This window comes from Streptohalobacillus salinus (assembly GCF_003201605.1).
GTDB lineage: Bacteria > Bacillota > Bacilli > Bacillales > Amphibacillaceae > Streptohalobacillus > Streptohalobacillus salinus.
The window spans coordinates 152,483-177,686 of the sequence record NZ_QJJR01000002.1; the positions used below are offsets into that span (position 1 = coordinate 152,483).

Below are 25,204 nucleotides of genomic sequence, written 5' to 3' on the forward strand. Positions count from 1 at the left end.
CCCGAGATTTCATTGGCTTCACCATTTTTTTATAAAATCCCATAAAAAAAGTGTTCCGAAGTTAATCGAAACACTTTTGTCGTTAGAGCGATCAATCTTGCATCTATTCCACTGAGAAAATATAAGAATAAATCGGCTGCTTACCTAAATGAACTTCTACTTCAATATCTTCAAATTTCTCTTCAACATAGTCAACCAACGCCGTTGTGTTTTCATCCGTTGCATCTTCACCTTGAAGAATGGTAAGGATTTCATCATCTTCGTCAACGAGTTGATCAAGCAGTTGCTTAATGGCGGACATTTGATCTTTGTCAGTTGCTTTTATTTTCCCATCTAACAGACCCATAAAGTTACCATTTTCAATCTCTAAGCCATCAATTTGTGTATCTCTAACCGCATAAGTGATTTGGCCAGTCTTTACTGCTTTTGTTGCTTTGGTCATATTTTCTTGGTTATTGACTAAACTATCCTCTGGGTTAAAGCTTAATAAAGCGCTCATCCCTTGTGGAATTGTCTTTGAAGGTACCACAACAACATCTGCTTCGCTTAGCTCTGCCGCTTGTTCAGCTGCCATAATAATATTTTTGTTGTTAGGTAAAATAATGACTTTTTCTGCATAAGCCTCTTCAATCGCATCGGCAATGTCTTTTGTGGAAGGATTCATCGTTTGACCACCTTGCATCACCACAGTTGTTCCTAAGCTTTTTAAAAGCTCTTCAATGCCTTCACCAACAGATACAGCAACGATTCCGTACTTAGCTTTTTGTTTCTTTTTTTCTGATTTCGTTTCTTTTTCACCGACAAGTGCGGTATGTTGTTCACGCATATTCTCAACTTTTAACTGAACAAAGCTTCCGAATTTTTGCGCGACATTCATTGCTTCCCCAGGATACTCAACATGGACATGCACGCGAACAAAATCATCATCTGAAACAACTAAGAGTGAATCACCCATTGCACCCAGTGCTTCACGGAATGCTTCTTCATCATAAGGGTGCTCTTTAAGTTTATCTTCTTCAAACTTCACCATAAATTCGGTACAATAACCGTATTCGATTTCTGAGGTATCCATGTAATCTTGGTTTGACTTATGATGTTCAGCACTCACTAAATCATCAATCACCATCTCTTCAACATCTGTTTCAGGTAATGCTTCACCTTTAATAGACGCTAAAAACGCTTCATAAACAACAACAAGCCCTTGTCCACCACTATCAACTACACCAACTTCCTTTAAAACAGGCAACAGTTCTGGGGTGTAAGCCAAAGATTTTTTCGAAGCTTCAACAACTTCTGTCATAAACGTTTCAAAATCTTCAACCGTCTCAGCAAGTTCAACTGCTTTATTGGCCGTATCTTTCGCAACCGTTAAAATTGTGCCTTCAACGGGTTTAATAACAGCTTTATATGCCGTTTTAACACCTTGCTGTAGTCCTTCAGCAAAATCTTTTGGCGTCAAGACATCAAGGTTTTCTATTCCTTTACTAAAACCTCGGAATAGTTGTGACAGAATAACGCCAGAGTTTCCTCTTGCACCCATTAATAGACCACGCGCAAACGCACTACCGACCTCGCTTACCGCTGGTGTCTTTAATTTTTTAACTTCCGCCGCACCTGATGTCATTGATAAATTCATGTTTGTTCCTGTATCACCATCGGGTACAGGAAATACGTTCAATGCATCAATCATGTTTGCATTATTTGAAAGGTGATTGGCACCAAGTAAAACCATCTCTTGGAATTTCTCACCCGTAATTTGTGATAATACCACTAGCTCTTCCTCCTTTGTTCATAACACACAATGATGTGCTTAGTCTTGTTGTACACGTACACCTTGAATATATATGTTTACCGCTTGAATCGGTAAACCTAATGTTTTATCTAGGTTATATTTTACTTGTGATTGTACATTGTGTGCGATCTCAGAGATTTTTGTTCCGTAGCTCACAATAATATACATGTCAATGGTGATCTTTTCATCTTCTTGCGTCACAACGACACCTTTAGAAAAGTTTTCTTTTCGTAAAATTTCTGCAATACCATCTTTAATTTGATTTTTGGAAGCCATTCCTACTATACCATAGCATTCAATTGCTGCTCCACCCGCAACTGTTGCAATGACATCATTGGTAATGGTAACGCGTCCATCTTTAGTTGTTAATTCGATTGTCATACAATAACCTCCTTGATTCTTTTTATATTTATCTGCATTTAAACATCAACGTTTTCATCATTACAATCAAACATGAATAACCATTAAACATTTTACAACACTTTATCCTTTTAGAAAAGGCTTTCCACCAAACTCACTTAATTTCATCTGTGTCTTATGTGGACATAAGATTTAAAACATTTCAAAATTCACTTTTTAACAATGAATGAAAAAGCTTATCGTGTCAAGTGTTTTCCCTTGATTACCTGAGTTAAATGGCGCCATGTTCATATTTTACTTGATATTATTTCATCAGTTCTAATTGCATTTTTATATCATCTATGATAAATTATATGAGTATGAAATGAGATAGATGTAATTGGGAGGGATTAATATGAGTCGTAAATGTGTCGTAACTGGACGTCAAACAAAAGCTGGTAACAATCGTTCGCACGCTTTAAATGCAACGAAACGTACTTGGAAAGCTAATGTTCAAAAAGTTCGCATCATGGTAGACGGTAAACCAAAACGTGTTTACGTATCTGCACGTGCGTTAAAATCTGGTAAAGTTGAACGTGTATAAACGTTATAACTCGTAATAAAAGCGTAGCCTTACTTTAAGGTTACGCTTTTATTATGTCTAAATTATGTTAAATCCGTTCGAATCACAAGCAATACACCTTGTCGAAATGTTAGAATTAAATCGTCTTTAACTTTCTTGTTCGATAAAGTTAAACTATCACCACGTGTTATCGTAGCATCTGTTAGCGGATAATAAGCATTCTCAAGTGTCACACCCTCAACGGTATCACTAAGGGCTAAGAATGAATAATTTTGAAATACTTTATCATCCTTTATTACATGGACCCCCGGAAGAAAAAGATCAATTTGATGATGTTCATCAATAATTGTAATAGGGAGACCTGCTTTTTTTAATCGTTCCATTAAAAAAATATTGCTTAATTCATGATCTAATCGACCACCAGTCACACCAAACAACGTGAGTGAGGCAACGTTAAGGGTTTGAACCACATCAATTGCAAGTTCCAAATCCGACTTATCTTTTTCAACAGGGAAGGCTTGAACCGATGCTGCTTCTTTTTTAATCACTGCAAGTTGAGCGGGCGTAACTGAATCAAAGTCACCAATTGCAATGTCAACCGGTAAGCCTGCCTCAACAAGGAGATAGGCACCATAATCACAGCCAATCCAAGTATCAATTAACGGATAATTCGATAATTGTGGCAGATGAAATGGGTCTCCACCTGCTACAATTGCCACATGTTTTTTCATCGTTAATCGCGTATCGCTTCCCGTAAGGCATCAATCGCTTGTTTACGATCAGCCTTACCAAAAATGTAACTTCCTGAAACAAAAACATCAATCCCCGCTTCTTTACAGAGTGCAGCTGTCTTTGGAACAATGCCTCCATCAACCTCAAATTCAAGATCAAGTTGCATATCTTTGCGCCACTGATCAGCTTGTTTGATTTGATCAAGGACCTCTGGAATAAATGCTTGTCCACCAAACCCTGGATTAACGGTCATAAATAACAATAGATCTAGTTCATGCATAATCGGTCGAATCATCTCCACCGGTGTTGCTGGATTAATGACGAGACCTGCCTTTACCCCTTTTTCTTTGATTGCCATAATTGTCCGGTGCAGATGCGTACAAGCTTCGTAGTGGACGGTAATAATATCTGCACCACTTTCAGCAAATATATCGATGTATTGATCCGGATTATCAATCATTAAATGGACATCAAGTGGCAATGTTGTTACAGGTCGAATTGCCTTCACAATTAACGGACCAATGGTAATGTTTGGCACAAAATGGCCGTCCATGACGTCCACGTGAATATAATCCGCTCCTGCGGCTTCGACTTCGGCAATTTCATTCCCTAGCTGACTAAAATTTGCAGATAATATTGAAGGTGCTATTTTTGACATGTTAATACCTCGGCTTTCTTTGTTTAATTTCTTCATAAAATTGCTGATAATGCTCATAGCGAAACGGGGCAATTTCCCCTTGTTGATAAGCTTCTTTCACCGCACATTTGGGTTCATTTATATGCATGCAACCTCTAAACTTGCATTGATCACGTAACGCTAAAAAGTCTGGAAACAGTTCGGGTAAGGTTGTTAATTCAATTGACTGAAAATCAAGTGAGCTAAATCCTGGTGTATCAGCAACATAGCCACCTAACACTGGAATAAGCTCCACATGTCTTGTGGTATGCTTACCTCTGCCTAAACTATCAGAGATGGCATTTGTTTCGATCGATAAATCCGGATTCAAATGATTGAGAAATGATGATTTCCCAACACCTGATTGGCCCGCGATTACTGATACTTTATTAGCCAATCGCTCGGACAAATGTTCATCATCAAATGGCCAAGCCGTTGATAAAGAAAGACAAGGATAGCCCATTGCTTCATAAGCTGCAATTGCTGCATCTAATTTTTCTTTATCCTTGTCTGTCAGTAGATCCATTTTGGTTAAAAGAATAACCGGTTCAATATGACTTGCTTCCACTAACACTAAAAAACGATCGAGTAATACGGTACTAAAATCCGGTTCCTTTACCGAAACCGCAATCAATGCTTGATCGACATTGGCAATCGGTGGCCGCACAAGTTCGTTTTTACGCGGCTTTAATTTCGTGACCGTACCATCCGTTTTGTTAGGGGCCTCAAACTCAACCCAATCCCCTACCAAAGGCGTCTCTTTTTTCTTTCTGAAAATCCCACGCCCTCTGCACTGATAGACTTCTCCTTCATTGTCTTTTACATAGTAAAAACCACTTAACGCTTTAATAATTTGTCCATCACTCATCTATTAATCTCCTTCTATGTCCTCATAAGCGACTGTTTTTTGCACCAACACTTCATCATCGCGTTCAACACGATACGTTGCAATTTGGTCCGGTTCAATAACCATGCGAATTGTAAACGTCGTATCTTCGACAATCATTTCGGTTTCATACAAATCAGTTAAGGCATGATCGCGATCATCAATGAATAGTCGAACTTCTTGAGGAATGGTTTCAGGTTCCGGTTCGTCTGGATCTTCTGTTGATTCCAGTTCATCTAATGTGTAAGGTACTGTCACTGTTACTTCATGGGTTAATGGCGGTTGTTCTTCTTCGCCAAGAGAAATGACAAGTTCAACAACAGAATCTTCCGCAACTTCGGTTCCCGCTTCAGGTGATTGTGAAATAACATCTCCTTCTTCTATTTCTGATGAATATGTTTCTGACACTTTTGCTACTAAATTTTGATCAGTTAAGTAATCACGTGCACTAAATTCATCCATACCTGCTAAATCATCTAACGTTACCATCCGTTCGCCTGCACTCACCTCAAAAACAACGACCGTTTCACCGGGTCTAACTGGTTCGTCAACAAGTGGAGACTCGTGTGCAATAATTGTTCCGATAGGTTCATCACTGTAGCTATCAATCCGTTGAACATCCTGATAACCACGATTGAGTAACAACCGTTCCACTTGCGAGTATGATCGACCAACATAATCCCCAAACGTTTCGGGTTCTTCTCCTGTTGAAACAAAGAGCGTCACCGTTGACCCCTCCTTAACGAGACGTCCGGCAACAGGTTCTTGACTAATCACTAAATCAGCATCGATTTCTTCACTAAATTGCTCATTGATTTCAGCAACCAATCCTTGTTCAGTTAACCATGTTTCCGCTTCTGTTTGGGTCTGACCGATTAAATCATTTAATTCAATGTCATCAGGTTGCAACATAGCTGGTAAAACGAATAAAGCGAAGAGAAGTGAAAAAAGTAAAACGGTGAAAATACTCATCGTCCAAATCAATACTTTTTTCTTTTTTGTCATCTTTTTCTTCTTTGATTCCTTCTTTGTCTCCGGCTGCGTTTGGCCCGGCACAATCGTGTTCATCTGTCCAGTCTGTGTTTTTTGATGAACAATTGTGTCACCTTCTTTTTCACCAAATGCCGTTGTCTCAGATACAATTGGAATGGCTTTGGTTTCTTCCCCAGCTTCAACCGGCGGATAAAACGGCATTTCATTTGCTCGCTCAACATTTAACGCACTGGATAAATCCTTACGAAAAGCTTCAACAGACGCATAACGGTGTGTCGGGTCTTTCGTTGTTGCCTTTAACACCACGTTTTCTAGGCTTTGTGGAACATCACTTACCCATTGTCTAATTGATGGCAAATCTTGTTGCAAATGCTTAAGCGCGATCGATACGGCCGACTCTCCGGAGAAGGGGAGACGACCCGTTAATAACTCAAATAAAACAATCCCTAAGGAATAAATATCGGATTTTTTCGTTGCAATCCCCCCACGTGCCTGTTCAGGGGAAAGGTAATGGACCGAACCGAGAACCGCGTTGGTCTGTGTCATCGATGTTGCACTTAATGCGAGCGCGATACCAAAATCGGTGACTTTAATTTCTTTATGATTATTCACCAAAATATTTTGCGGTTTGATGTCACGGTGAACAATATGATTGTGATGTGCATGGGTAATCGCATCAGCCATTTGTTCCATGAAATAGACGGCATCTTGAGTGGGCACCGGTCCGTGTAATTGGATATATTTTTTAAGCGTCATCCCCTCGATATATTCCATTACCATGTAATAAATATCATTTTCATCATCAACATCATAAATATTAACAATGTTCGGATGTGAGAGACTGGTCGCATTCTGTGCCTCGCGATGAAAACGCGTGATGAATTCATCATCATTGGCATACTCTAATTTCAAAACTTTGATGGCGACTTCACGATCAAGGATTCGGTCAAAACCAAGGTATACATTCGCCATACCTCCGCCACCAATTAATTGCTTGACCTGATAACGTTCTCCTAATGTTCTACCCTCTAACAAGCTGAATCACCCCGCTTATCCTCAGCATAAGAAAGTAAAAGCGTAATGTTATCTTCACCACCGCGTTGATTTGCTTCCTCAACTAATGCATCAGCGGCTTGGTCAAGGGACGGCTTTTCCATTAAAAATGACTTGATATCCTGATCGGATAACTTATTAGTAAGACCGTCCGTACAAAGCATTATAAGCGAGACACCTTCTAATGTTGTGACATTAATATCAGGCGCGAGATCGCGATCAGTACCAACGGCCTTCGTTAACACGTTACGTTTTGGATGCACTTCTCTTTCTTCACGGGTGATTTCACCTGCATGGTAAAGCGCATTAACTAAGGAATGATCATCTGTAACTTGTGTTAACGAGTCTTCAACCAAAACATAAGCTCGACTGTCACCAACATGAGCAATCACAACATCTGACGTCGTAAACAAAGCCACGACAACCGTCGTACCCATCCCTTGGTATGACTGATGTTCATCAGCATAATTCATTATTTTCTCATTCACACGTTCAACTTGACGCATAAGAAAGTCACTTGCATCTTCAATGTCTAACCACGTATCTGTTTCTTCCCAAACCTCACGGAAATGGGCTTCAACCATTTGACTGGCAACATCTCCAGCAGTGTGTCCACCCATGCCATCTGCGACCAAAACTAAATCCTGGTCTACTTGACTACGAAAGACACCACCAGCATCTTCGTTATGTGTTCTCACTTTACCACGATTTGTTACATAAATATGTTTCATTTTCACTTCACCTCAATTGCCCTTAAGACAGAATATTTCCAAGCTGACCATCATCTTCTCGGCGGCGTAAACGTGTCATAAAAAAACCATCCGTATTAAAATCATCAGGGAAGATTTGCAGGCCAAACTCGGTAATGCCAACGGAATCTTTAAGCTGGACAGGTAACGTTTCAAAAAAGCTTGGGTCAACCTCAAATGCTTGATGACTCGTTAAAAATTCGGCAATAATTACTTCATTTTCGGTTGGGTCAACCGTACATGTACTATATACTATCATACCATCTTTTTTTATTAATGGCGCGATTTTTGTTAACAACTCAAATTGAATGATGGCTAGATTATCAATGTCGTTTTCTGTTTTGGAGTACTTGATATCCGGCTTTGTTCTGATGACGCCGAGCCCTGAACAAGGTGCATCGATTAAAATACGATCAAAGGTTTCTGGTGGATAATTCTCAGTTAATAATCGTGCATCTTTACTTGCGGTTTTAATGTTAATCAAGCCTAGCGTTTCGGCTTTTTCTTTAACGACGCGCATTTTCTTTTCATGGATATCAAAGGCATGAACTTCACCTGTATTGTGTAATTTTTCTGCAATATGTGTGGTTTTGCCACCAGGAGCACTACAAGCATCCAGAACCATCTGATCATCCTCAATTTGCATCATTTCTGTGACTAACATTGAACTTTGATCTTGAATGGTAACAGCCCCTTGCGTGAATAAATCATGTGTTAAAACATTACCTTTTTCGATAACAATGCCCTGATTAGAAAATAGCGATGGACTTACTTCAAAGCCATCTGACCGCAATTGCTCGATGGCTTCTTCCCGACTTATCCTTAACGGATTGACACGGATACTCATGGCTTGGTGAGCTAAGTTCTGACGTGCAATTGCCTCTGCTTTTTCTAGTCCATAACTATCGTCCCAACGTTCAATAAGCCAGCGTGGTGTACTCGTTTCAATGGCTAGCCGTTCGTAAGCATCTTCGATTTCACTATAATCAGTAAAGCCATTGCGCTGCGCTGTTCTAAGGACACCATTGACCAATTTTACTATTCCTTGATGGCCGCGTTGCTTTGCGATTTCTACAGCTTCATTAATAATTGCATGATCGGGTACCTTGTTTAAATACTTCATTTGATAAAACGATAAATACAATAACCATTTCACCCAGCTTTGCAGCTTGTTTTCTTTTTTGACAAACTGTTTTAAGTCGTAGGCCAAAGTTAACTTCCGATTTAAAGTACCATAAACAATTTCTGTGAGTAAGGCAACATCCTTATTATTCAGATTTGCTTTTTTAATTGTTTGGTCAATGATTAAGTGGCTAAAACCACCACCATCTCCTACTTTCGTTAAAACATCCAATGCATGGTTTCGTACAGTTTTTTTAGTCATTTAACTTTCCTAACACCTTTCCAACCTCAAATGGATGGTTACCATTCAGGTAATCTTTAATCGCCATGCGCTTTTTGCCAGCTAACTGCACATCTGTGAGCACAATACTTCCTTGACCCGCTTGGATAACGACTGCATCTTTAGTCACTTCTATAATTGTTCCAGGTGCTTTGCTTGTCTCTTTATCACTTGTGACCACCCACCAAAGCTTTAATGGTGTATGATCAATTGAGGTTACAGCGACCGGCCAAGGGTGAAGACCTCTTACTTGGTTGTAAATCTCCAAATTCGATCGCTGCCAATCAATCACTTCTTGTTCGCGTTTAATGTTAGGAGCAAACGTAATTGCCGCTTCATTTTGCTTTTCAGGATTAATGGTGCCAGCAACTACTTGAGGTAAGGTCTCACTTAATAGCTCACGTCCAACCGTACTTAGTTTTTCAAACATTGATCCAACATGATCATCCTCTTCAATAGGAATTGCTCTCTTAGCAATCATATCACCTGCATCTAACGCTTCAGTCATATACATAATGGTAACACCTGTCTCTTTCTTCCCATCAATGATCGCTTGATGAATGGGTGCCCCCCCACGGTAAGCCGGTAATAGTGAGGCATGGACATTAATACAACCGAGTTCAGGTTCGTCTAAAATTGGATTTGGTAAGATTTGACCAAAGGCAGCGGTAACAATTAAATCTGGCTTTTCGTCTAAGACAACCTGATAATCTTCTCTAATCTTCTCTGGCTGAAACACAGGTATATTTAACTGTTGCGCCGCTACTTTTACAGGCGGTGGTGTTAATATTTTTTTTCTCCCTTTCGGTCGATCCGGCTGGGTTACAACTAAACTAACCTGATAACCATCTTTCACTATTTGTTCTAAGATGGGTACGCTAAAATCTGGTGTACCCATAAAAACAATCTTCGTCATATGCTCCCTACTTTCTACATCAACTGTTGTGGATTTAAATCAATTTGGATTGATAAATTTTCTTTTCGCTTTAACGGTTCATAATGTTCAATGATTTTCTTTAAGACAGCTTTTTGATTCGGTTCATCTTTATATTTTATCATGCATTGATACCGATAACGACCTTTAATCCGTTCAATTGGAGAAGGACTAGGCCCTAATATAATCGCTTCGTCTGATAAATGTTTACGGAGCAGTTTGACGACCGTCCGTGCTACCTCTTCGGTTTTTAATAATTGTTCGTGTGAAATTGTAATCAGTGTTAAAAAATAATAAGGCGGGTATTGATAAGCTTTGCGCAGCGCCATCTCTTGATTAAAAAATGCTTGATAATCATAGGCTTGAGCAAGTTCTACACTGTAATGCTCGGGCGTGTAGGTTTGAACAATCACCTCACCTAATAGATCATGTCGGCCAGCCCGTCCACTTACCTGGGTCAATAATTGAAAGGTCCGTTCGGAGGCACGAAAGTCAGGCAAGTTTAACAATCCATCCGCAGCCAATACACCCACCAAAGTAACTTTCGGAAAATCTAAGCCTTTAGCAATCATTTGTGTGCCTAGTAAAATATCTGCTTGATGGTTATCAAATTGCTTCAGCAAGCGTTCATGAGCACCTTTCTTTCGTGTTGTATCGACATCCATTCGAATCACCCGTGCTTCAGGAAACGTTTGATTGAGTGCTTCTTCAACTTTCTCTGTCCCGGTCCCGAAAAATCGAATTGAATCACTTTCACAAGTTGGACATGTCTTCGGCATCGGTTCTTGATGGTGACAATAATGACACTTGAGTTGATCATGACGTTGATGATAAGTTAAAGAGATATCACAATTCGGGCATTCACTTACATAACCGCAATCACGACACATCACAAATGTTGAGTAACCACGACGGTTTAAAAATAAGACAATTTGTTCCTTACGATCCATGCGTGCTTGAATCGCCTCTTTTAACGCCCCGGAAAACATTGAACGATTGCCGAGATGGAGCTCTTCACGCATATCTTGAATCGATACAGCCGGCATAACACTATCGTTAATACGGTCAGGCATATCAATTAAAGTAAAGACGCCTTTTTTAGCGCGTGCATACGTTTCAAGGTTTGGTGTCGCACTACCTAAAACGACAGGACATTGATGATATTCCCCACGCTTAATAGCGACCTCACGCACATGATAACGGGGATGATCTTCTTGTTTATAGCTCGACTCATGTTCTTCATCAATAATAATTAGGCCTAAGCGATCAAACGGTGCAAAGATTGCTGAGCGTGCTCCCACTACGACACTTACTTCATGACGATGCACTTTACGCCATTCATCAAAACGTTCTCCTTTTGACAGCGCACTATGCATAACAGCAACCGCATCACCAAACCGTTGTTTAAAGCGGTCTACCATCATCGGTGTTAAACTGATTTCTGGTACAAGCACAATCGCCTGTTTTCCATCACGTATCACTGTGTCAATGGCTTGCAGATAAACTTCGGTTTTTCCACTACCTGTCACACCGTGTAAAAGAAAGACATCATTTTTTATAGCCGTAAGCGCTTGATTAATTTTATCCAATGCCTGTTTTTGTTGCGGTTTTAAAGGGAGTGGGGCTGATCGAGTAAAGCGGTCTGCTTGATGAGGATCGCGGTACACTTCACCTTGAAAGAATGTAATACATCCCGCGATTTCTAACTTCGATAATGTTTGTTTCGTTGTTTTATTTTGTTCTAGTACTTCTTTTACTGGGACTGCCTCTTCTAAGCCTAGAAAATAATCAACCAGCTGAAATTGCTTTTTTGATTGACGTGATAAATCAGCTAAATACTGGTCAAATTGATCAAGCGTTCCGACTTTCTTTACCATCTGAATGGTTTTGACTTTTCCTTTTGAGGCAACCTCATAGTCCCATTCAGCTTCGCCACGTTTTATTGCTTCATTAATTTGTCGCAGTGAAACATGTTCAAGTAATTCTAAAGCATCGATATAGTCACGACCATCAAACAACGTGTTTAAGGCATCCTGTTCAATCGGTGCGAGCCGATGAAGTGATTTCTTATAACTGGCCTTTAACGCTTGTGGCAACATGGCTTGAAAACTTGAAATATAATAGCTCATTGTTTCTTCAGACAGCCATTTGCCTAACTCGATAAGCTCTTCAGTTAAAATCGGCTGGACATCTAAAACATTTGCTAGTTCTTTTAAATTGTCTCGCTCTGAGTGATTATGGATTGCCAGGACATAGCCCATGATGGTTCTTGGACCGAAAGGAACAACAACACGCATGCCTGGAACAAGGCCGTCTAATAATTGATCTGGAATCAGATAGTCATAGATTTTATTGGTTTCTTGCGCAGGCACATCTACAACAACTTTCGCAATTCTATCGGTCATTTAACTCAACCTCTTTTAGTATTTCCGTAAATAATTGTTCAGCAATGCGTTGTTTTGATGCTTGTGGCAAGGTAACATTTGCGCCCTGCTTGCTGATGAAGTGGACAGCATTGTCGTCCGACCCAAACCCTGTTTCCATTGATGAGATATCATTGATCACAATTGCATCTAACTGTTTTCGCTCAAGTTTCTCACGGCCATAGCGTTCAATTTCTCTCGTCTCTGCTGCAAAACCAACGAGGTACTGGGTTGTTTTTTTCTCTCCTAACCCTTTTAATATATCCGGGGTACGAACCATCTCTAATTGCAAATCACCAGGCTGTTTTTTTAACTTATGTTGATACTGTTTTTTTGGCATATAATCCGCCACGGCCGCTGTTTTAATAACAATGTCTTGGCCAGCAAAATGATCGAGCATCGCCTTATTCATCTCTTCAGCACTAACGACGTCAATACGCTTAATTCCTTCAACCGTTTCGAGTTGGACAGGTCCAGTGACTAACGTTACCTCTGCACCTAACTGGTGAGCCGCTTCTGCCAGCGCAAAACCCATCTTTCCGGTTGAATGGTTGCTTAAAAAGCGAACAGGGTCAATGATTTCTTTTGTCGGACCGGCTGAAACAAGGACTTTTTTACCTGTTAACATCTTTTTTTCTCGCTGTTTCATCCTGAGAAACGTCACAATATCTTCCGGCTCCATCATCCGACCTTTCCCGACATAACCACAAGCGAGATAACCTTCGTCCGGGTCAATCATGGTAACGTTTCGACGTTTTAATGTCGCGAGGTTAGCTTTGACAGCTGGGTGACTTAGCATATGTACATTCATGGCTGGTGCCAAGTAGACAGGAGCGGTTGTTGCTAGTAAGGTTGTTGATAGTAAATCATCGGCAATCCCGTGCGCGTATTTACCAATCAAGTTAGCCGTTGTTGGCGCGACAACGACCAAATCTGCCCAATCGGCTAACGCGATGTGTTGGATTTCACCAGGGTCCAGCTCATCGAAAGTATCCAAATAGACGGGTTGTCGAGCAATGGCTTGAAATGATAGCGGCGTAACAAATTTTTGCGCACCAGTCGTCAAGATAACTTTAACAATTGCTCCTTCTTGAGTTAATTTGCTCGTTAAATGAATTGCTTTAAAGGCAGCAATTCCCCCAGTCACACCTAAGACGATATGTTTACCCTTTAACATCACACTCACCCTTTCACTTTAAAATGAAACCCCCTTGCCGCCTATATGGCAAACGAGGGGGTCTTAGTACTCCTATTGACGACGTTCTTTATATTCTGTTGAAATGTAAGTCAGTAAACCGGCATTAATCTCTTCTAAAGCAATACCGACTGGCTTCACTGAGTTTGGCTTTTCAATTTGTAATATTTTTTCGTCTTGTATCTGGCGTCCACGACGAGCTGCAAGTGTAGCAAGTGTGTATTTTGATTTAATATGTGTTTGTAATTGGTCAATTGATGGTTCTAACATCATGATTGACTCACCTCCAGTAATTGTTTGTATTGCGATGCAACACGTTCTCTTTTACAGTGTTCACTTTTAACGATGGCTTGTACATTTTCAACGGCGTGATCAACCTGATCATTGACAACGACATAATCATAAGCATCCATCAATTCAATTTCATCTTTCGCCGCTTTTAAGCGGTTCATCACTAATTGTTCTGTTTCTGTTCCGCGGCTGATGATGCGGTTTTTTAATTCCTCTAAACTTGGTGGCGATAAGAAGATAAAGACACCTTCTGGAAAATTCTCCTTAACCTGAAGTGCACCTTGTACTTCAATTTCTAAAAAGACATCATGGCCAGCCTCAATTTGTTCCTCAACATAATGACGCGGTGTGCCATAATAGTTCCCAACATACTTCGCATGTTCTAACAACTGATTGTCTTCAATCATCGCTTCAAATGCTTCTTTGGTACGATAAAAATAATCAACACCTTCAACTTCACCAGGACGTATCGGACGCGTTGTCATTGAAATCGAATACTTAAGCGCAGTGTCTTTATCAAAGAGCGCTTTTCTGACGGTCCCTTTTCCGACTCCAGATGGACCAGAAAGAATAAATAAAATTCCCTTTTGTTTGATTAACACTAAAATCCCTCCAACATTTCTTTCAGTCAATTAAAAAACGCTGATTAATCAACCATTTCTTCTTCGTGTGTAAGTACACGGTTGCCGACTGTTTCAGGTTGAACAGCAGATAAAACAACATGGTCACTATCTGTAATGATTACTGCACGTGTCCGACGACCATATGTTGCATCAATCAGTTTATTGTTATCTCTTGCTACAGATATTATGCGTTTAATTGGCGCTGACTCCGGTGACACGATGGTAATAATCCGGTTCGCTGACACCACATTACCAAATCCAATATTAATTAATCGCAAACTCAAAATGATATCCCCCTAAAAGTTGACATGTTTATCTACACGTCTCTGCCAACATATACGAATCTATATAATTATAGTACAAAAACCACAATTTTGGAATGGTTATTGTATATTTTGCACTTGTTCTTTGATTTTTTCAATTGTACTTTTCAGATTAACGACATGGTTAGCTAATCTTTCATCATTTGCTTTCGCACCGATAGTATTCACTTCACGCATCATTTCTTGTAAATAAAAATCAATTTTCCGGCCAATCATGCCTGATTGACCGAGTAATTCCCGGATATGTTTCACGTGACTTTCAATTCTTACCCACTCTTCTGTCACATCCCCTTTTTCACTCAAACTCGCAAGTTCTTGATAAACGGGTTGTTTGTCATAAATGTTCTGTTTTTGTAATAGACGCTCCGCCCGTTCAACCATTCGTAGGTAATGCTGTTCCCTTAAGCGATCCTGATGTGTTTTCAACCATGCTAAGACGTGATCAAATTCATTTAGTTGCACGCTTAACTCTTCAAACAAGACAAACCCTTCTTTTTCTCGCATCACTAAGACATCAGCGATTGCTCGCTCGATACCTGGGACAAGTGGAGACAAATCTTCAAGTGTTATCCCCTGTTCAGCTTGAGCCGGGTTATAGTCAGGAAAGTGATCAATCATATATGTATAAGTATCTGGATATGTTTGTTTAATCTGTTGAATCTGTTGATCCATCATTTGATACCATGCTTCTCCAGGAGAAAAATGGTCATATTCACTTTCCTTGAAACGGATCGATAGTTCGACACGACCCCGCACGAGCTTTTCTTTTAGATGGCGCTTTAATTGTTCTTCATGGCGCCAAAGATTCATATCTGTTCGTAAATTAAAATCAAAATAGCGATGATTAATTGTTTTGATTTGCACCTCAATTTGATGATTGCCATACTCTATTACCGTTTCTCCGAAACCTGTCATGCTCACAACCATTCGCTTCATTTCCTTCCTTTGTCTGCCTGTGTCTCCACCTTTTTCTACTTCTATTATACACAGGCAAAATCACCGATGTAAACAACCATCACTCTATGTACCCCACACGCTTTATTGATTTAAAAAACAGCTGCGTTTAAATGTCATCTCAAACGTTAACATGTTATAATTATTAATTAGAGGTGATTAAGATATGGCATTTGACGGCATTGTTACACGCGTCTTAGCAGATGAATTAGATGAAGCATTAACATCTGGACGCATTATGAAAATATACCAACCCACAGAAACAGAATTAATCTTAACCATTCGAGCAAAGGGCAAAAACCATCAACTATTGCTTTCGAGCCATCCTGTCTATGCGCGTATGCACTTAACGAATGATCGTTACACAAACCCAACAGAACCACCAATGTTCTGTATGTTGCTTCGCAAACATATCGCAGGTAGTTTTATTGAATCGGTTCATCAGCATGAGAATGAACGAATGATAAAAATAAATGTGCGTGGTAAAAACGAAATTGGTGACGACATCAAAAAACAGTTGATTGTTGAAATCATGGGAAAACACAGTAATATTCTTTTAATTGACGAAGAAAAAGGACACATTCTCGACGCGATTAAACATGTCTCACCGAATCAAAACAGACACCGGACGCTCTTGCCAGGACAACCTTATATTTATCCGCCTGAGCAAGATAAGGTCAATCCCTTTATTCTCTCGGAGACAGAGATTAAGGCGCAGTTACCTGAAAAAATTGAACCGATGGCATTCGTTTCAACCTTCATGGGTGTCTCCCCAATGTTTGAACAGTCATTATTCATTGATGAAGATGCAGCCGACGCGGCGATTATTTCTCAATTTATCACATACATTCAATGCGTCAAATCAAAAACTGTCGATCCGGTGATTCACCATGGTAAAAAAGAAGATTTTTATGTGTTTGATTTAGCAACCTTCACAAGTGAAAAAGAACATATTGCTTCAGTTAATGCCCTACTCGATATTTTTTATTCCGATAAAGCAGATCGTGATTTAGTTAAACAAAAAGCAAGTGATTTAATTAGAATTCTTAAAAACGAACGCGATAAAAACGTTCGTAAAATCAAAAAACAACAACAATCCTTACAAAAAGCCGATCGTGCTGAGTACTTCCAGCGTCAAGGTGAATTGTTAACTGCCCACTTGCATTTAGTTAACCAAGGGGACACCACAGTAAATGTTGTTGATTATTATGATGAAAATCAAGCAAGCATCGCCATTGAATTAAATCCAAATAAAACACCAAGTGAAAATGCACAAGCTTTTTATAAAACCTATCAAAAATTAAAAACATCAAAGGAAAAGTTGGCAAAAGAAATCCGTAAAGCGAACAAAGACATTGCTTATCTCGACCAATTGATTGAACAAGTTGAAAAAGCACGCGTTGAAGATATTGAAGAAATTCGTGAAGAGCTAGTTGAAGAAGGTTATTTGAAGAAAAAATCAACAAAGAAAAATCACAAGAAAAAAAACAAAAAACCAACACCCGATCAATTTTATGCCCCTGATGGGACGCCGATTCTTGTTGGAAAAAACAATAAACAAAATGAATACTTAACGATGAAGCTCGCCCACCGTCGAGATCTTTGGTTTCATACTAAAGATATTCCAGGTTCACATGTGGTGATTCGGGGTGAAAATCCGACAGAAGAGACGATTTTAGCAGCAGCTAAACTTGCTGCTTATTTTAGTAAAGCACAACAGTCTTCGTCGGTACCGGTTGATTACACTGAAATTCGGCACGTAAAGAAACCGAACGGAGCAAAACCTGGTTTTGTAACCTATGATCACCAACAGACCGCTTTTGTTACACCGGTAAAAAAAGAGATTGACCAACTAAAACAACAAGCTCATACGCCTCATTCTGAACAATAGCTTGCTGCAAGACAAAGATAAAAGCATTTCCTGCATGTTTTAATGAGGAGATGCTTTTATTTACGTCTTAATCGTCTTTATTGATGTGACTAAACAAGGCCATTACGCCAATCAAGTAAACTCGCAGCCTCATCTCTAGAGATCGTGGCATTATCCAACATTAACGCTACTAATTGATCAAAATTAGCCAGTGTGTAATAAGGCACATGTTGCGTCTCAAAAGCCACACGCGCTTTATCAAGTCCGTAGCTAAAAATTGCGACAACACCAATCACATCAGCGCCCGTTGCTTCAATCGCTTTAACCGTTTCAATTACAGAGCCAGCTGTTGAGATCAAATCTTCAACCACGATGACTTTATCTTTAGCTTGAACAGTACCCTCAATTTGGTTTTGTTTTCCATGTTTTTTCGCACTTCCTCTAACATAGCTCATCGGTAAGTCAAGCGCATCACTTAACCAAGCTGCATGGGGAATGCCGGCAGTTGCACAACCACTGATGTGTGTTGGTAATAATCCTTCTGCTTCTAGCTTTTCAAGAAATCCTTGGGTAATGAGTGCTCGTACTTTCGGATAACTCATCGTTAAGCGATTATCACAATAGATTGGTGACTTGATACCTGAGGTCCAGGTAAATGACCGGTCCGGTTTTATTTGCACCGCTTCGATGGCTAAGAGGTTTTCTAGTAATGTTTTTGTTAAGGTCATTTACTCCACTCCTTTATAGCTTGGTTGTAACGCTCTTTCGGGTCACTGCTTTCGGTAATGCTGCGTCCAATGACAAGGTAATCTGATCCTTTTTCTTTCGCAAGCCCAGGGGTTGCGACCCGTTTTTGATCATCGAGCGAGGTGTTCTCAATCCTTATACCAGGCGTGACAGTTAAAAAATCCTGGCCACACGCCGCTTTAATATTCGATACTTCATGGACAGAACAAACCACACCATCAGCGGATCCTTGCTTTGCCAAGGAAGCAAGATGTGTGACGGTAGCTTCAATCGTGTCCGGCATTCTAAGTTGCTGATTGACGGTATGTTGGTCATGTGATGTCAGTAAGGTGACTGCAACCAGATAAGGCACGTCCCCTGCATGACTCCCTTCGACTAAACCCTCTTTCGCCCGAATCATCATTTCTTTAGATCCTAAGGCATGAACATTGGTCATTTGCACATCGAGTGAGGCGATATTTTTCATCGCTTTGTAGACAGTTGTTGGAATGTCGTGCAATTTTAAATCAAGAAACACATCATGCCCTTTATCTCGCAAACGTTTGATGCAATCCGGACCTTCTTTATAAAACAATTCCATTCCCACTTTAACAGGCACACCGCCTAAATCATGCTGTGTTAAGAATTGATCTGCTTCGAGATACGAGTGAAAATCGAGTGCTAAGTATATGTTGTTATTCATTCAAGTGCCCCTTTCCTATCACTTCTTCTGCCGAGGTAAAGCCATATTTCTCTAAGGCGAATGGTAATTGATCAATCAGTTCTGAACAAATCATTGGATTTTGGAAGTTTGCCGTTCCAACCGCAACCGCACTGGCACCAGCTAGTAAAAATTCAATCACGTCTTCAATTGTCGTGATGCCTCCCATCCCAATAATTGGTATCTTTACCGCTTGATAGACTTGATAGACCATGCGGATAGCAACGGGTTTAATCGCTGGCCCACTTAGACCTCCGACACCATTAGCAAGCAAAGGACGACGGCTATTTAGATCAATTTGCATCCCTGTTAACGTGTTGATCATGGTGATGCCGTCAGCACCCGCACGCTCGACCGCCTGGGCAATCACCGTAATATCGGTCACATTCGGTGACAATTTGACATAAACAGGTACATCAGCAGCAGCCTTGACGCGTTTTGTCACCGCATAAGCAACATCAGGATCTGTCCCAAACTGAACCCCACCTTCTTTTACATTTGGGCAAGAGATATTTAACTCAATCGCTTGAATGCCACTACCATTTAAAGCTTTCGCTACCGCTTCGTATTCTTCAATCGTACTTCCAGCAACATTAGCAATCACCGGCAATTGTTTATCTTTCAAAAAAGGGAGTTCATTTTTAATAATTGTATCCACACCAGGGTTTTGTAAACCGATCGCATTCAACATTCCTGAATAGGTTTCCGCAACGCGTGGGGTTTTATTTCCTAGCCGTTTCTTTTCCGTCGCCGCTTTAATCATAATTGCTCCTAATTTTTCAATCGGATAAAACTGATCATATTCTTTTCCAAAACCAAAACAACCTGAGGCAGGAATAATTGGATTTTTTAAATCAAGACCCGGTAATCGCACGCTTAGTCGACTCATAAAATCACCTCATTCGCCCTAAAGACTGGGCCGTCATGACATATCTTTACGTTTCCTGAGTCATCTGCTTTATCAATGACACAGGCATAACACGCCCCAATCCCACAGCCCATCCGTTCTTCTAATGAAATGTAACCTGGAACTGCCTGCATTTTTGTTTTCACTGCCTTTAACATTAAGGTTGGACCACAACTAAAATAATAATCACCGGTGAGTTGGCGCTGCTCAATTACATCGGTCACAAATCCCGTATCACCGTAACTTCCGTCATTTGTCGTAATAAAACAGTCGCCTAACGCTTTAAATGCATCTTCATAGAAGACATCCGCTTTTGATTGGAAACCAAGCACAGCTGTGACTTTTATGCCTTGTTCGGTTAGCTTTTTCGCAAGGTAGTAAAGAGGGGGAACACCAATACCACCACCGATTAACAAAACGTGTTCAGCATCGAGTTCATCCAATGGGTACCCGTTCCCACATGGGATCAGCAGGTCAATCATCGTCTCAATTTGTTTCTCTTTTAATTTTGCGGTCCCTTTTCCAACTACTTTAAAGATTAAGGTTAGAAGATTTTTTTCAAAATCAATGTCACAAATAGAGATCGGACGTCTCAGCATATGCGCTGCCGTTTGATCAATCCGCACGTGGACAAATTGACCGGGCTTGATCTCTGTTAACAACGCGGGGCTCAATTCAATCTGATATTGGATTGTGTCTCTAGCAATTAAATCTGTCGCACGCAATAGACCTTTTACTTGTTTCATTAGCGAATCACCTCTTGATTTCTTACAATCGCTTGGGCTTGGAAGGTCGTTTGATCAATCACATCGAGTATCGCCCGGGCAGTATCCAAACTTGTTAAGCAGGCAATTCCGTGTTCAACAGCATCTCGTCTAATTTTAAAGCCATCACTGAGTGGTTTATTTCCTGACGTTAAAGTGTTTATCACAAATTGGACATGATTATCTTCAATCAGTGATAATACATTTTGTTCATTGGCTCCAATTTTACCTACAGTGGTAACCGGGATAGCCTTTCCTGTAAAGAACGCTGCTGTACCTTCTGTCGCAAAAATATCAAAGCCTAGGGCATTGAATCCAGCGGCAATCACAGATGCTTCTTCCTTATCTTTATCAGCTACCGTGAATAATACCGCACCTTCAAAAGGTATCTCAATTCCGGAAGCAACAAGTCCTTTAAATAAGGCCTTTGCTAGTGTTTTATCACGCCCAATTGCTTCTCCGGTCGACTTCATTTCTGGACCTAATATGGTATCGACGCTTTTTAGTTTCGCAAAACTAAATACCGGTACTTTAACCGAAACGTGATCTGCTTCTGGTAGTAAACCACTGGTATAACCCATGTTAGTTAAAGATTGTCCCATAATTGCACGCGTTGCCAGATTTGCCATTGTGACATCGGTAATTTTACTTAAAAATGGAATCGTTCGACTCGCTCTTGGGTTGACTTCGAGTACATAAACCGCACCCTCATGCACAACGAACTGGATGTTAAGGAGACCTTTGATTTTTAAACGTTCAGCAATTTTAATGGTTGTCTCAATTAATTCTTGTTTAATTTCCGGATTGATGCGTTGCGTTGGATAGACAGCAATCGAATCACCTGAGTGCACACCAGCGCGTTCAATGTGTTCCATAATGCCTGGGATAATCGTAGTAACCCCGTCACTAATTGCATCCACTTCGACCTCAATGCCCGTTAAATATTTATCAATTAAGACAGGATGCTTGCGTTTAATATGATTTGTTTTCAGTAAGTAGGCTTCAAGTTCTTGTTTAGTATAAACAATTTCCATTTGACTACCACCGATCACGTATGACGGGCGTACCAAGACCGGGTAACCAATCTTTTCGGCCACCGTTAGTGCTGTTGATAAGTCTTTAACACTTTCTCCCTTTGGTTGCGGAATATTTAAGGCACTAAGAATCCGTTCAAACTTATCGCGGTCTTCTGCTTGATCAATTGCTTCCAGTGATGTTCCTAAAATCGTCACACCACGGCGTTGCAAGCCTTCTGCCAGGTTAATCGCTGTTTGTCCACCAAACTGAACGATTACCCCTTCAGGTTGCTCTAAATTAACCACATGCATAACGTCTTCTAAAGTAAGGGGTTCAAAATACAATTTATCTGAGACACTAAAATCGGTAGAGACTGTTTCAGGATTTGAATTCATAATAATTGCTTCATAACCGAGTTCCTTTAAAGCCAACACAGAGTGGACAGTCGCATAGTCAAACTCAATGCCCTGACCAATTCTGATTGGACCAGAACCAATAACAATTACCTTCTTGCGCTTGGACACGACCGATTCTTGTTCCTCTTCATAACTACTGTAAAAGTAAGGGGTTGCTGATTCAAATTCAGCGGCACACGTATCGACCATCTTATAGACAGGTGTGATTGCATTGTCTAAACGCAACTGATAGATTTCATCTTCTGATTTTTTGGTGATGCGCTCAAGCTGGCGATCAGAAAATCCTAAGGCTTTCGCATGTGCGAGTGATGCAATAGTCAATTCCGCGTCCGCTAACTGATGTTCTAAATCAATCATCTTTTTAAGTTTGTTTAAGAAGAATCGATCAATTTTAGTCCATTCGAAAAGGGTCTCAACATCAGTGTGACGTCTCAGTAATTCACCTAAGACAAAAATCCGACGATCATCGGCTTTTATCACGTGTTCTTTTAACGCTTGGTCATCTAACGCTTCGCAATCAGGCAAATAAAAATCATCATCATTAAAGTCAAGGGAGCGAATACCTTTAAGAAAGGCTTCTTCAAAGGTTCGACCAATTGCCATCACTTCGCCAGTTGCCTTCATCTGAGTGCCAAGCGTCCGGTTTCCTGAAGTAAACTTATCAAAAGGAAAGCGTGGGAATTTGGTAACAACGTAATCTAATGCAGGTTCAAATGCACTGTATGTCGTTTCGGTTACTGGGTTTTTAATTTCATCTAACGTTAAACCAATCGCAATCTTCGCTGCAATTTTTGCAATCGGATAGCCCGTTGCTTTTGATGCAAGTGCACTTGAACGACTCACACGTGGATTGACCTCGATAATGTAATAATCAAAACTATCTGGGTCAAGCGCAAGCTGTACGTTACAGCCCCCCTCAATTTCCAAGGCGCGGATTATCTTTAACGATGCGTTTCTAAGCATTTGATATTCACGATCACTTAGCGTTTGTGACGGTGCAACAACAATTGAATCACCTGTATGAATTCCAACAGGATCAATATTTTCCATGTTACAGACTACAATCGCTTGGTCATTTTTATCGCGCATCACTTCATATTCAATTTCTTTAAATCCGGCAATGTTTCGTTCAATTAAACATTGGTTCACAGGTGATAATTGTAACCCACTACGTGTAATTTCTTTCAAATCTTGAACGTTGTAGCACATCCCCCCACCGGTTCCACCTAAGGTGTAAGCAGGTCTCACGATAAGCGGGAAACCAATCTCATCAGCAAAATCAAGTGCTTGATCGACCGTTTGAACAATCTGGCTTTCCGGCACTGGCTCGTTTAAATCATGCATCAGCTGACGGAATTTCTCTCGGTCTTCGGCCAATTGAATTGCATCTAAACTCGTCCCTAACATTTCCGTTGGATATTTTTCTAAAATTCCGCTTTCCTCAAGGGCAATCGCTAAGTTTAAACCGGTTTGTCCACCAAGTGTTGGTAGAATCGCGTCGGGACGCTCTTTCTGAATTATTTTTGAAAGGTATTCGACCGTTAACGGCTCCATATATACGGTATCAGCAACCGTATGGTCAGTCATAATTGTGGCTGGATTAGAGTTAGCAAGTATAACCGTATAGCCTTCTTCTCTTAAAGCTTGACATGCTTGAGTCCCTGAGTAATCAAATTCTGCCGCTTGACCAATAATAATTGGACCGGAACCAATCACAAGTATCTTTTCTATGTCTGTACGTTTTGGCATTAGAGCGCCTCCTTTGATTGTTGTTTAAACTGTTGGATGTTCGTCATAAATTGATCAAACAAATAGCTAGAGTCTTCGGGACCTGGCGAGCTCTCTGGATGATACTGGACTGAAAAAGCAGGGTAATGGTTATGTTTTACACCCTCAACACTGTCATCATTAATCGCAACGTGTGTGAGTGATAAATCGGTAGCTTTTAACGAAGCTACGCGCACGGCATAGCCATGGTTTTGTGACGTAATAAAAGTTTTACTGCGTGTCAAATCTTTGACTGGGTGATTGGATCCGCGGTGGCCAAAAGACATTTTCTCAGTATCGGCTCCACATGCAAGTGACAGTAATTGATGGCCTAAACAAATGCCGAAAATCGGCACTCGGCTGATCAACGCTTGAATCATTTCGGTTGCTTCAGGAACATCCTTTGGATCGCCTGGTCCGTTTGTCAACATAATCCCATCAGGTTTTAAAGCAAGAATCTGTTCGCTTGTGTAGTTATAAGGCACAACTGTGACGTGACAGTGACGCTTCGTTAAGTCCCGTAAAATACCGTGTTTCATCCCAAAATCAACTAGCACAATCCGATGACCACGACCAGGGGCAACGTAAGGGTTTTTAGTGGACACCCGACTCACTTGATCGGTTAGCGGCTGATTAAAAGTCGGAATGACCGGTTCAATCGATGCCGTTGCCTCTGTTAAGACCGCACGCATTGTGCCATGTTTACGAATAATTTTAGTTAATTTTCGTGTATCTACACCACTAATCGCCGGTATTTTTTTCTGAACGAGAAAATCATTTAATGTGTCTTCTGAGCGAAAATTAGAGGGTTGCTCACACATTTCTTTCACAATTAAACCAAATACAGATGGATCAATCGATTCAAAGTCATCACGATTGATGCCATAATTACCAATCAGAGGATAAGTCATTGTCACCATTTGTCCGCAATAAGACGGATCCGAAAGTATTTCTTGGTACCCGGTCATTCCTGTGTTAAAAACAATCTCACCCTCTTTGTGACCTAAATCACCGAGTGCTTCTCCTGTAAATACCGTGCCATCTTCTAAAATGAGTTGTCGTTTCATG

General features: G+C 40.4%; 23 protein-coding genes. 2 read left to right on the plus strand and 21 right to left on the minus strand.

Annotation, left to right across the window (positions count from 1 at the left end; translation table 11 throughout):
* Positions 1-103: 103 nt before the first annotated feature.
* On the minus strand, positions 104-1,771 hold the full coding sequence (locus DES38_RS12050) for a DAK2 domain-containing protein (RefSeq protein ID WP_211305828.1): 1,668 nt from the start codon (positions 1,769-1,771) through the stop codon (positions 104-106).
* Positions 1,772-1,810: 39 nt separating this feature from the next.
* On the minus strand, positions 1,811-2,173 hold the full coding sequence (locus DES38_RS02200) for an Asp23/Gls24 family envelope stress response protein (RefSeq protein ID WP_110250449.1): 363 nt from the start codon (positions 2,171-2,173) through the stop codon (positions 1,811-1,813).
* A 373-nt stretch (positions 2,174-2,546) separates the two neighbouring features.
* Here DES38_RS02200 and rpmB point away from each other — a divergent pair, with 373 nt between their 5' ends.
* Positions 2,547-2,735 (plus strand): 50S ribosomal protein L28, encoded by a 189-nt coding sequence (gene rpmB, locus DES38_RS02205; protein WP_110250450.1) that lies wholly within the window; start codon positions 2,547-2,549, stop codon positions 2,733-2,735.
* A 62-nt stretch (positions 2,736-2,797) separates the two neighbouring features.
* On the opposite strand, the gene DES38_RS02210 is transcribed toward rpmB, so the two are convergent.
* The 13 genes from DES38_RS02210 to DES38_RS02270 all read right to left on the minus strand — a co-directional run bounded on the left by DES38_RS02210 (position 2,798) and on the right by DES38_RS02270 (position 15,930).
* Positions 2,798-3,433, minus strand: a complete 636-nt coding sequence (locus tag DES38_RS02210; protein WP_170114309.1) for a thiamine diphosphokinase — start codon at positions 3,431-3,433, stop codon at positions 2,798-2,800.
* A gap of 14 nt (positions 3,434-3,447) precedes the next feature.
* Positions 3,448-4,104 carry a ribulose-phosphate 3-epimerase gene (rpe, locus tag DES38_RS02215; protein ID WP_110250452.1) on the minus strand — a complete coding sequence of 219 codons (657 nt, stop codon included), beginning with the start codon at positions 4,102-4,104 and terminating at the stop codon, positions 3,448-3,450.
* Position 4,105: 1 nt separating this feature from the next.
* Entirely contained in the window at positions 4,106-4,990 is an 885-nt protein-coding gene (rsgA, locus tag DES38_RS02220; protein WP_110250453.1) for a ribosome small subunit-dependent GTPase A, read from the minus strand.
* A gap of 3 nt (positions 4,991-4,993) precedes the next feature.
* Positions 4,994-7,036, minus strand: coding sequence for a Stk1 family PASTA domain-containing Ser/Thr kinase (gene pknB / locus DES38_RS02225; protein WP_110250454.1), 2,043 nt, complete (start codon positions 7,034-7,036; stop codon positions 4,994-4,996).
* Positions 7,030-7,785 (minus strand): Stp1/IreP family PP2C-type Ser/Thr phosphatase, encoded by a 756-nt coding sequence (locus DES38_RS02230; RefSeq protein ID WP_110250455.1) that lies wholly within the window; start codon positions 7,783-7,785, stop codon positions 7,030-7,032. The genes pknB and DES38_RS02230 overlap by 7 nt, the downstream gene beginning before the upstream one ends.
* 22 nt (positions 7,786-7,807) lie before the next feature.
* Positions 7,808-9,187 carry a 16S rRNA (cytosine(967)-C(5))-methyltransferase RsmB gene (gene rsmB / locus DES38_RS02235; protein ID WP_110250456.1) on the minus strand — a complete coding sequence of 460 codons (1,380 nt, stop codon included), beginning with the start codon at positions 9,185-9,187 and terminating at the stop codon, positions 7,808-7,810.
* Entirely contained in the window at positions 9,180-10,121 is a 942-nt protein-coding gene (gene fmt / locus DES38_RS02240; protein WP_110250457.1) for a methionyl-tRNA formyltransferase, read from the minus strand. Before fmt ends, rsmB begins: the two co-directional genes overlap by 8 nt.
* A 14-nt stretch (positions 10,122-10,135) precedes the next feature.
* The gene (gene priA, locus DES38_RS02245) at positions 10,136-12,544 is read right to left on the minus strand and encodes a primosomal protein N' (protein WP_110250458.1); all 2,409 of its coding nucleotides are present in this window, start codon (positions 12,542-12,544) and stop codon (positions 10,136-10,138) included.
* Positions 12,534-13,739 (minus strand): bifunctional phosphopantothenoylcysteine decarboxylase/phosphopantothenate--cysteine ligase CoaBC, encoded by a 1,206-nt coding sequence (gene coaBC / locus DES38_RS02250; RefSeq protein ID WP_110250459.1) that lies wholly within the window; start codon positions 13,737-13,739, stop codon positions 12,534-12,536. Before coaBC ends, priA begins: the two co-directional genes overlap by 11 nt.
* A 72-nt stretch (positions 13,740-13,811) precedes the next feature.
* Positions 13,812-14,027, minus strand: coding sequence for a DNA-directed RNA polymerase subunit omega (gene rpoZ / locus DES38_RS02255; RefSeq protein ID WP_110250613.1), 216 nt, complete (start codon positions 14,025-14,027; stop codon positions 13,812-13,814).
* Positions 14,027-14,650: a guanylate kinase gene (gmk, locus tag DES38_RS02260; protein WP_110250460.1), complete on the minus strand. Its 624-nt coding sequence runs from the start codon at positions 14,648-14,650 to the stop codon at positions 14,027-14,029. Before gmk ends, rpoZ begins: the two co-directional genes overlap by 1 nt.
* Positions 14,651-14,694: 44 nt before the next feature.
* Positions 14,695-14,955, minus strand: a complete 261-nt coding sequence (gene remA, locus DES38_RS02265) for an extracellular matrix/biofilm regulator RemA (protein WP_110250461.1) — start codon at positions 14,953-14,955, stop codon at positions 14,695-14,697.
* Positions 14,956-15,054: 99 nt separating this feature from the next.
* Complete coding sequence (locus DES38_RS02270) at positions 15,055-15,930, minus strand: YicC family protein (protein WP_110250462.1); 876 nt, start codon at positions 15,928-15,930, stop codon at positions 15,055-15,057.
* A gap of 184 nt (positions 15,931-16,114) precedes the next feature.
* Between DES38_RS02270 and DES38_RS02275 the strand changes: the two genes are divergently transcribed.
* A complete protein-coding gene (locus DES38_RS02275; protein WP_110250463.1) occupies positions 16,115-17,839 on the plus strand; it encodes an Rqc2 family fibronectin-binding protein in 1,725 nt (574 codons plus the stop codon).
* Between the two features lie 89 nt (positions 17,840-17,928).
* On the opposite strand, the gene pyrE is transcribed toward DES38_RS02275, so the two are convergent.
* Genes pyrE through DES38_RS02305 form a run of 6 tightly spaced genes read right to left on the minus strand, consistent with a single transcriptional unit; the run spans position 17,929 to position 25,203 of the window.
* Positions 17,929-18,546, minus strand: coding sequence for an orotate phosphoribosyltransferase (pyrE, locus tag DES38_RS02280; protein WP_110250464.1), 618 nt, complete (start codon positions 18,544-18,546; stop codon positions 17,929-17,931).
* The gene (pyrF, locus tag DES38_RS02285; protein ID WP_110250465.1) at positions 18,543-19,247 is read right to left on the minus strand and encodes an orotidine-5'-phosphate decarboxylase; all 705 of its coding nucleotides are present in this window, start codon (positions 19,245-19,247) and stop codon (positions 18,543-18,545) included. The genes pyrE and pyrF overlap by 4 nt, the downstream gene beginning before the upstream one ends.
* Positions 19,240-20,154, minus strand: coding sequence for a dihydroorotate dehydrogenase (locus DES38_RS02290; protein ID WP_110250466.1), 915 nt, complete (start codon positions 20,152-20,154; stop codon positions 19,240-19,242). The genes pyrF and DES38_RS02290 overlap by 8 nt, the downstream gene beginning before the upstream one ends.
* Positions 20,151-20,918 carry a dihydroorotate dehydrogenase electron transfer subunit gene (locus DES38_RS02295; protein ID WP_110250467.1) on the minus strand — a complete coding sequence of 256 codons (768 nt, stop codon included), beginning with the start codon at positions 20,916-20,918 and terminating at the stop codon, positions 20,151-20,153. Before DES38_RS02295 ends, DES38_RS02290 begins: the two co-directional genes overlap by 4 nt.
* A complete protein-coding gene (gene carB, locus DES38_RS02300) occupies positions 20,918-24,118 on the minus strand; it encodes a carbamoyl-phosphate synthase large subunit (RefSeq protein ID WP_110250468.1) in 3,201 nt (1,066 codons plus the stop codon). The genes DES38_RS02295 and carB overlap by 1 nt, the downstream gene beginning before the upstream one ends.
* Positions 24,118-25,203 carry a carbamoyl phosphate synthase small subunit gene (locus DES38_RS02305; RefSeq protein ID WP_110250469.1) on the minus strand — a complete coding sequence of 362 codons (1,086 nt, stop codon included), beginning with the start codon at positions 25,201-25,203 and terminating at the stop codon, positions 24,118-24,120. The genes carB and DES38_RS02305 overlap by 1 nt, the downstream gene beginning before the upstream one ends.
* Between the last annotated feature and the right edge of the window lies 1 nt (position 25,204).